General features: G+C 43.1%; 7 protein-coding genes and 1 pseudogene. 3 read left to right on the plus strand and 5 right to left on the minus strand.

Annotation, left to right across the window (positions count from 1 at the left end; translation table 11 throughout):
* The 4 genes from secD to queA form a co-directional block, all read right to left on the minus strand.
* A complete protein-coding gene (secD, locus tag L4C32_RS10970; protein WP_428196922.1) occupies nucleotides 1-1,854 on the minus strand; it encodes a protein translocase subunit SecD in 1,854 nt (617 codons plus the stop codon).
* A gap of 89 nt (nucleotides 1,855-1,943) precedes the next feature.
* Nucleotides 1,944-2,279 (minus strand): preprotein translocase subunit YajC, encoded by a 336-nt coding sequence (yajC, locus tag L4C32_RS10975; protein ID WP_428196923.1) that lies wholly within the window; start codon nucleotides 2,277-2,279, stop codon nucleotides 1,944-1,946.
* A 19-nt stretch (nucleotides 2,280-2,298) separates the two neighbouring features.
* On the minus strand, nucleotides 2,299-3,432 hold the full coding sequence (gene tgt / locus L4C32_RS10980; RefSeq protein ID WP_428196924.1) for a tRNA guanosine(34) transglycosylase Tgt: 1,134 nt from the start codon (nucleotides 3,430-3,432) through the stop codon (nucleotides 2,299-2,301).
* Between the two features lie 186 nt (nucleotides 3,433-3,618).
* A complete protein-coding gene (gene queA / locus L4C32_RS10985) occupies nucleotides 3,619-4,683 on the minus strand; it encodes a tRNA preQ1(34) S-adenosylmethionine ribosyltransferase-isomerase QueA (RefSeq protein ID WP_428196925.1) in 1,065 nt (354 codons plus the stop codon).
* A gap of 261 nt (nucleotides 4,684-4,944) precedes the next feature.
* Between queA and L4C32_RS10990 the strand changes: the two genes are divergently transcribed.
* Nucleotides 4,945-5,388, plus strand: a complete 444-nt coding sequence (locus L4C32_RS10990) for a CBS domain-containing protein (RefSeq protein WP_428196926.1) — start codon at nucleotides 4,945-4,947, stop codon at nucleotides 5,386-5,388.
* Between the two features lie 29 nt (nucleotides 5,389-5,417).
* Here L4C32_RS10990 and L4C32_RS10995 read toward each other — a convergent pair whose 3' ends face one another.
* A complete protein-coding gene (locus L4C32_RS10995) occupies nucleotides 5,418-6,314 on the minus strand; it encodes a hydrogen peroxide-inducible genes activator (RefSeq protein WP_428196927.1) in 897 nt (298 codons plus the stop codon).
* 130 nt (nucleotides 6,315-6,444) lie between these two features.
* Between L4C32_RS10995 and L4C32_RS11000 the strand changes: the two genes are divergently transcribed.
* The gene (locus tag L4C32_RS11000; protein WP_428196928.1) at nucleotides 6,445-7,053 is read left to right on the plus strand and encodes a peroxiredoxin C; all 609 of its coding nucleotides are present in this window, start codon (nucleotides 6,445-6,447) and stop codon (nucleotides 7,051-7,053) included.
* Between the two features lie 105 nt (nucleotides 7,054-7,158).
* A pseudogene (locus L4C32_RS11005) lies at nucleotides 7,159-7,379 on the plus strand (IS3 family transposase); the annotation flags it as partial.

Here is a 7,379-nt window from a genome sequence, read left to right on the forward strand (position 1 = left end):
TTAGATCGACAATTTCTTAATACGCTTACCGCCGTACGCCAGGTTCACGATGGCACGTGTTCCGACAATAGCAGTAAACATAGAGGTTAAAATACCAATTGACAGTGTTACGGCAAAACCTTTAATTGCGCCAGTACCGACAGCAAACAGGATAATCGCAGTAATCAATGTCGTAATATTGGCATCGGCAATGGTACTAAATGCATTAGCGTAACCTTGGTGAATCGCCTGCTGAGGGTTTTTCCCTTCACGAAGCTCTTCACGAATACGCTCAAAGATCAGTACGTTTGCATCAACGGCCATACCAACAGTTAATACAATACCGGCAATACCTGGTAGGGTCATTGTCGCCCCTGGAATCATCGACATAATACCGATGATAAGCACTAAGTTTGTCACCAAAGCAATATTGGCAATCAAACCAAACTTACGGTAATAAAGCAGAGTAAACAGCATTACTGCGACCATACCCCAAATACACGCTTGAATACCCATATCGATATTCTGCTGCCCCATTGATGGTCCAATCGTACGCTCTTCTACGATAGAGATCGGTGCAATAAGAGCACCTGCACGTAGAAGCAACGCTAAATTGTGTGCTTCTGCTTGTGAGTCGATACCGGTAATTCGGAAGTTACGACCTAGTGCAGTTTGAATCGTCGCTTGGTTAATGACCTCTTCATGCTTAGTTAAAATAACTTTGCCTGCTGGAGTGCGTTTACCACTATCTTTATACTCGGTAAATACCGTTGCCATCAGCTTGCCTACGCTCTTCTTAGAGAAGGCTGACATTTTGCTTCCACCTTCGCTATCGAGCGAGATGTTAACCTGTGGGCGACCGTACTCATCAGCACTTGAGCTTGCATCAGTAATACTTGAACCGCCTAAAATGACACGCTTTTTAAGTACCGCTGGACGGCCGTTACGGTCAAACTTGACTTCACTGCCAGGAGGCACTCGGCCACTCGCCGCAGCGGTTAAGTCCGCTTTGTCATCCACTTCTCGAAATTCAAGTGTCGCTGTCGCACCTAAAATCTCTTTAGCGCGGGCTGTGTCTTGAACACCAGGTAGTTCGACAACAATTCGGCTTGCACCTTGACGCTGTACTAAAGGCTCAGCAACACCTAACTCATTAACACGATTACGTAGAATTGTTATATTTTGTTCTACTGCATAGTTACGAATCTCTTGAAGGCGAGCCTCTGTGAATCGGGCAACGAGTGCGTAGCTAGTAGAAGGTGAATCGAGAATAGTCATATCTGGATGAAGAGAAGAGAGCTCTTTTTTGGCTTGCTCTAACTGTTCATCATTACGCAGAACCACTTCCACTCCATCGTTACCCAATTTACGGATAGCGCGGTAACGGATTTTCTCTTCTCTCAGCTCAGTACGAAAGGTATCTTCTTGCTGGCCAATCAGTTTTTCCATCGCGGAATCCATGTCCACTTCCATCAAGAAGTGCACACCACCACGTAGATCAAGACCCAGCTTCATTGGCGCTGCACCAATTGATTCAAGCCAATCTGGCGTTGAAGCAGCAAGGTTTAAGGCAACGATAAACTCTTTGCCTAAAGATTCATTGATAATGTCGCGCGCACTGATTTGGGTATCAGTATCATTAAAGCGAACGAGTATTGAATTATTTTCGTAAGCGACATTTTTAAAAGAGAGACCGTTGTCTTCTAATTGGTTAGCGACAGTATCCAGCATAGTCGTTTCTACTTGAGCACCACGTACTCCAGTAATTTGAATTGCTGGATCTTCACCATATATATTGGGAAGAGCGTAGAGTGCACCTATGATTAGCGTAAACACTATCATTATGTACTTCCACAAAGGGTAACGGTTTAGCACAGCGAGGATCCTTAAAACGTTTATGCCCCGAAATTTCTAAAAGAAAAATAGTGGGGCATTTTCATATAAATTGTGTTCTCAGCGATAGCTTATAGAGATTTAAGCGTACCTTTTGGAAGAACTGCACTAACAAAATCTTTTTTGATAGTGACTTCATTGCTGTCATTAAGTGCAATCACAATGTAATCGCTCTCTTCTGAAGTTTTCGTAATTTTACCAACTAAACCACCAGCTGTTAGTACTTCGTCACCTTTACCCATAGAGGCCATTAGGTTTTTATGCTCTTTGGTACGCTTAGCTTGTGGGCGATAGATCATAAAGTAGAAGATAACTGCAAACATGCCAAGCATGATGAACATTTGAAAACCACCACCTTGCGGGGCTGCTTCACCGGCTGCGTGAGCTGAAGAGATGAAAAAACTCATTGAATAACGTCCTCGTTAATTATTTATTATTTAAAGTTGGAACTTCACGGTCTCGACGTGCGTAGAACTCTTCTACAAACACGTCAAAACGGTCTTCTTCTAATGCCAAACGAATACTGGCCATTAAACGCTGATAGTAGCGTAAGTTATGGATAGTATTCAGGCGAGCACCTAGAATTTCGTTACAGCGATCTAGATGATGCAAATAGGATTTACTGTAATTTTTGCAAGTGTAACAGTCACAATGCGGATCTAAAGGCGTTGTGTCAGTTTTATGTTTCGCATTACGGATCTTGATCACACCACCAGTCACAAATAAGTGACCATTTCGTGCATTTCTTGTTGGCATCACACAATCGAACATATCGATGCCACGACGCACACCTTCAACCAGATCTTCAGGTTTACCCACTCCCATTAAGTAGCGAGGTTTATCTTCAGGCAGTTTTGGACAAGTATGCTCAAGTATACGGTGCATATCTTCTTTAGGTTCACCAACGGCTAATCCACCAACCGCATAACCATCAAAACCGATATCCGTTAACTCTGCGACAGAAACATCACGAAGATCTTCATATACGCCGCCTTGGACAATTCCAAACAGCGCATTAGGGTTCTCTTGTTTATCAAATTGATTACGGCTACGTTGTGCCCAACGTACCGAACGCTCCATTGAGATTCTCGCTTCATCATGAGTTGCCGGGTAAGGCGTACACTCATCAAAGATCATCACAATATCAGAACCAAGGTCATATTGAATTTCCATCGACTTTTCAGCGTCCATGAAAATCTTGTCACCATTAACAGGGTTACGGAAATGTACGCCCTCTTCAGTGATTTTACGCATTTTTCCAAGACTAAAGACTTGGAAGCCACCGGAATCGGTCAGAATCGGACCGTTCCAGTTCATGAAGTCATGCAGGTCACCATGAAGTTTCATGACATCTTGACCTGGACGCAACCATAAATGGAAGGTATTCCCTAATAGGATTTCAGCGCCAGTCTCTTTCACTTCTTCTGGTGTCATCCCTTTTACAGTACCGTAAGTACCAACAGGCATGAATGCAGGGGTTTCTACTGTGCCACGTTCGAATGCTAAACGGCCACGACGAGCACGGCCACCTTTGTCTTTTTTAAGTAGTTCGTATTTCACGAATCCTCCACTAGCCAGAGAAACAATCTGACTTAGCTTATTTTACTCTCGGAATGGCCGAGCCCAGACACCAATGAGTGAGCAAGAACTCCTCACTGATATATGGCTAACCTTAGAATCAAGTGTCTATGTTTTTGAATGTCAGCTTAGCCGATTAACTGTATTTATTGGTGTTTCAATTATGCGTTATTTTTCGATTTTCATGTCTCGTTTAGAGACAAACATCGCATCACCATAACTGAAGAAGCGATATTGATTGTTTACCGCAGAGTCATACGCTTTCATCACATTATCATAACCAGCAAAAGCACTGACTAGCATAATGAGCGTAGACTCTGGAAGGTGAAAGTTGGTAATCAGGCCATCAATTAACTGATATTCATACCCAGGAAAAATAAATATATCGGTATCGCCAAAGAAGGTTCCAAACTCACGCCCCTCTTTTAAAGCAAATTGAGCCGCACTTTCTAGAGAGCGTACAGAAGTCGTCCCTACTGCAATGACTCGACCACCACGTGCTTTCGTCGCAGCGATAGCATCCACCACCTCTTGAGGAACTTCGACATATTCAGCATGCATGTGATGTTCATGAATATTATCCACTTTAACCGGTTGGAAAGTTCCTGCGCCGACATGAAGCGTGACATAAGCAAATTCTACACCTTTGTCTGTCATCTTCGACATCAATTCATTATCGAAATGTAGACCTGCTGTTGGCGCGGCAACCGCCCCAGGTTTTTCATTATAAACGGTTTGGTAACGTTCTTTATCTGCGTCTTCATCTGGACGGTCGATATAGGGTGGAAGCGGCATGTGCCCTATCTCTTCCAAAATATCCAGTACGGGTTTTTCAGAGATGAATTTTATTTCAAAAAGCGCATCATGGCGTACAACCATCTCCGCTTCATACTGTGCCTCTTCACCAAGGAACAGTCGCGAGCCTGGTTTTGGTGACTTAGAACAGCGAACATGAGCAAGTATTGAGTGTTCATCAAGCATACGCTCTACCAATACTTCCAGTTTTCCACCTGACGCTTTCGTGCCAAACATTCTTGCCGGAATTACGCGGGTATTATTAAACACCAGCAAATCACCAGGATCGACAATATCAAGCATATCTTTAAAGTGACGGTGAGAGAGTTGACCCGAGTTACCATCTAATTGCAGAAGCCTGCTGGCTGTACGTTCTGCCTGGGGATAACGAGCGATCTGCTCATCGGGAAGGTCAAAGTGAAAATCTGATACTTGCATGTTTGTTGCCCTAAATTTCAGCTGGCCGACAGTATACCCAAAGTGATTAATGATTCACAGTTGCTAAAGAACGCAATTTGTAACAATTAACGGCTTTTTGTTGGTAATAAAGCCGCCAAAAATTGACTTAAGACAGAAAAAGGCTCGAAAGCTTGATGAACAGAGCCAAAAACCATTCCGCTCGCAAAACTTACGACGAATTCCCTCTATATTTATAAAAGCAATCACACTTCAGTCAATCACTTATAGCAGGTACCCATTATGTTTAAAGTATCCGATATGATGACCCCAAACCCGCATACCCTGCTTCGCTCAAACTCCATTGACGATGCACGCAACATGATGACGGAACATGATATTCACCACGTTCCTATTGTTGATGATGAGGGTTTGCTTCTCGGACTGGTCACTCAAAAAGATCTACTGTCTGCTCAAGAGTCCTCACTGCAAAGACAGTCAGAAGAGTTAGACACTAACCATTTAGCACAACTTTCTGAGCTAATGCATAAGAGTGTCATGACCGTTAGCCCACATGGTGGACTAAAAGAGGCCGCAAAATTCATGCAAAAGCATAAGATTGGCTGTTTGCCGATTTTAGAAAATGGGAAATTGGTTGGCATCATTACCGATACCGATTTTGTAGGAATTGCGATCAACTTACTCGAACTGCAAGAAGAGGTTGAACCCATAGAAATATTTGAATAAACAGGATCGAATAAACGCTCTTATGCATGCTAAAGAATCGACTTTACCAACTTAGCGAGTTGCTCGAAGGTGTCTAAACGCGATGAACTCGATCGCCATACTAAGCCAATTTCACGATAGGCTTCTTTGCCAGGTGGTTCAACCACTACTAAATTTTGATTTTTTAGCAAACCGTGCTTGATCGCCATCTCTGGAATAAATGTGGTGCCTAATCCGTTGGCCACCATTTGAACCAAAGTGTGAAGGCTAGTGGCACTAAAGGGGTTTATCTTCTCTCTTTTTGTGAGTTGACAAGCTGAGACCGCATGCTCTGTTAGACAGTGCTCTTTTTCCAACAGAAATACCGATTGATCGGGCAGTTCGTCATAGTGAATTGGCTGGGAAATAGAATCTATGCTCTCTTTACTGATCACCATCTTAAACGCATCTCTCCCCACCACTTTGCTCTCCATGGTTCCAATATCAACAGGCAGGGCCAAAATCAACACATCAAGTTGCCCCTGTTTAAGTGCCGCTAAAAGATTGGTGGTGGTGTCCTCTTTCAACAGAAGATCGAGTTGAGGAAAATTTCGATTGACCTCTTGCACTAGGTCACTTAATAAAAAAGGAGCGATGGTTGGTATGCAGCCCACTTTCAACTGGCCCTGCATGCAATCGGTTTTACATTGCGCCAGCTCCATCAAATCTTGTCCACCAGCAAGAAGCGCTCTTCCACGCTTAACCACATCCATTCCTACCGAGGTAAAAACAAAGGTTTTGCTCTCCCTCTCAATCAATTGGCATCCCACTAGCTCTTCAAGGTTTTGAATACCTTTACTTAATGTCGACTGGCTTACAAAGCAACGTTCCGCCGCTTCACCAAAGTGGCGCGTTTCAAAAAGGGTAATTAAATAATGTAACTGTTTTAAAGAGGGCCATTTTGTCATCGTTTTTCTCGATTGTAATAATCTATTAATTTCTCTTTTTTCAATCTAACATTTTGTCTATAGTATGTCTCGTTCAAACAATAATCCAAACAATGAGGTTTGGATGTATGCAATTTTTTAGGAGCAAATAATGGTACTAGTAGGTCGTCAAGCCCCAGATTTTACTGCTGCAGCTGTTCTTGGTAACGGCGAAATCGTTGATTCATTCAACTTTGCAGAGTACACAAAAGGTAAAAAAGCGGTTGTTTTCTTTTACCCTCTAGATTTCACATTTGTTTGCCCATCTGAGCTAATCGCTTTTGACAAGCGTTTTGCAGATTTCCAAGCAAAAGGTGTTGAAGTGATCGGTGTTTCTATCGATTCACAGTTCTCTCACAACGCATGGCGTAACACTGCTATCGAAGATGGCGGCATTGGTCAGGTTCAATACCCACTGATCGCTGATGTTAAGCACGAAATCTGTAAAGCTTACGATGTTGAGCATCCAGAAGCTGGTGTTGCTTTCCGTGGTTCTTTCCTTATCGACGAAGACGGCCTTGTACGTCACCAAGTGGTTAACGACCTTCCATTAGGCCGTAACATCGATGAGATGCTGCGTATGGTTGACGCTTTGAACTTCCACCAGAAAAATGGTGAAGTCTGTCCAGCACAGTGGGAAGAAGGTAAATCAGGTATGGACGCATCTCCAAAAGGCGTTGCAGACTACCTATCTGAGCACACTGCAGACCTAGGTAAGTAATCGTATAGATTCTACCTACAGAGATGTTAAGCCCAGCTTTTAAGTTGGGCTTTTTTGTACCCCATGTCTCGTCCTGAAATGTGTTTACACATTGAGGACTTTAAAATGAACAATCCAACACCCAACCGAGCTCGACGCTCACAAAGAGATTACTCATTAGGCTTTAAATTGGCAGTAGTCAATCAAGTTGAAAAAGGCGATTTCACCTACAAGCAAGCTCAAAAACACTATGGTATCCAAGGACGCAGCACCGTGCTCATGTGGCTAAGAAAGCATGGTAAGCTAGATTGGTCGAAACCAATTTATGTACCCAATATGCCTAAATC

The sequence above is a fragment of the Aliivibrio kagoshimensis genome, from assembly GCF_050337105.1.
In the GTDB taxonomy this organism is placed as follows: Bacteria; Pseudomonadota; Gammaproteobacteria; order Enterobacterales; family Vibrionaceae; genus Aliivibrio_A; species Aliivibrio_A kagoshimensis.

Coding starts and splice junctions, on each gene's coding strand:
- L4C32_RS11000 (WP_428196928.1), top strand. CDS start 6,445: ATGGTACTAGTAGGTCGTCAAGCCCCAGATTTTACTGCTGCAGCTGTT.
- L4C32_RS10995 (WP_428196927.1), bottom strand. CDS start 6,314: ATGACAAAATGGCCCTCTTTAAAACAGTTACATTATTTAATTACCCTT.
- queA (WP_428196925.1), bottom strand. CDS start 4,683: ATGCAAGTATCAGATTTTCACTTTGACCTTCCCGATGAGCAGATCGCT.
- L4C32_RS10990 (WP_428196926.1), top strand. CDS start 4,945: ATGTTTAAAGTATCCGATATGATGACCCCAAACCCGCATACCCTGCTT.
- yajC (WP_428196923.1), bottom strand. CDS start 2,279: ATGAGTTTTTTCATCTCTTCAGCTCACGCAGCCGGTGAAGCAGCCCCG.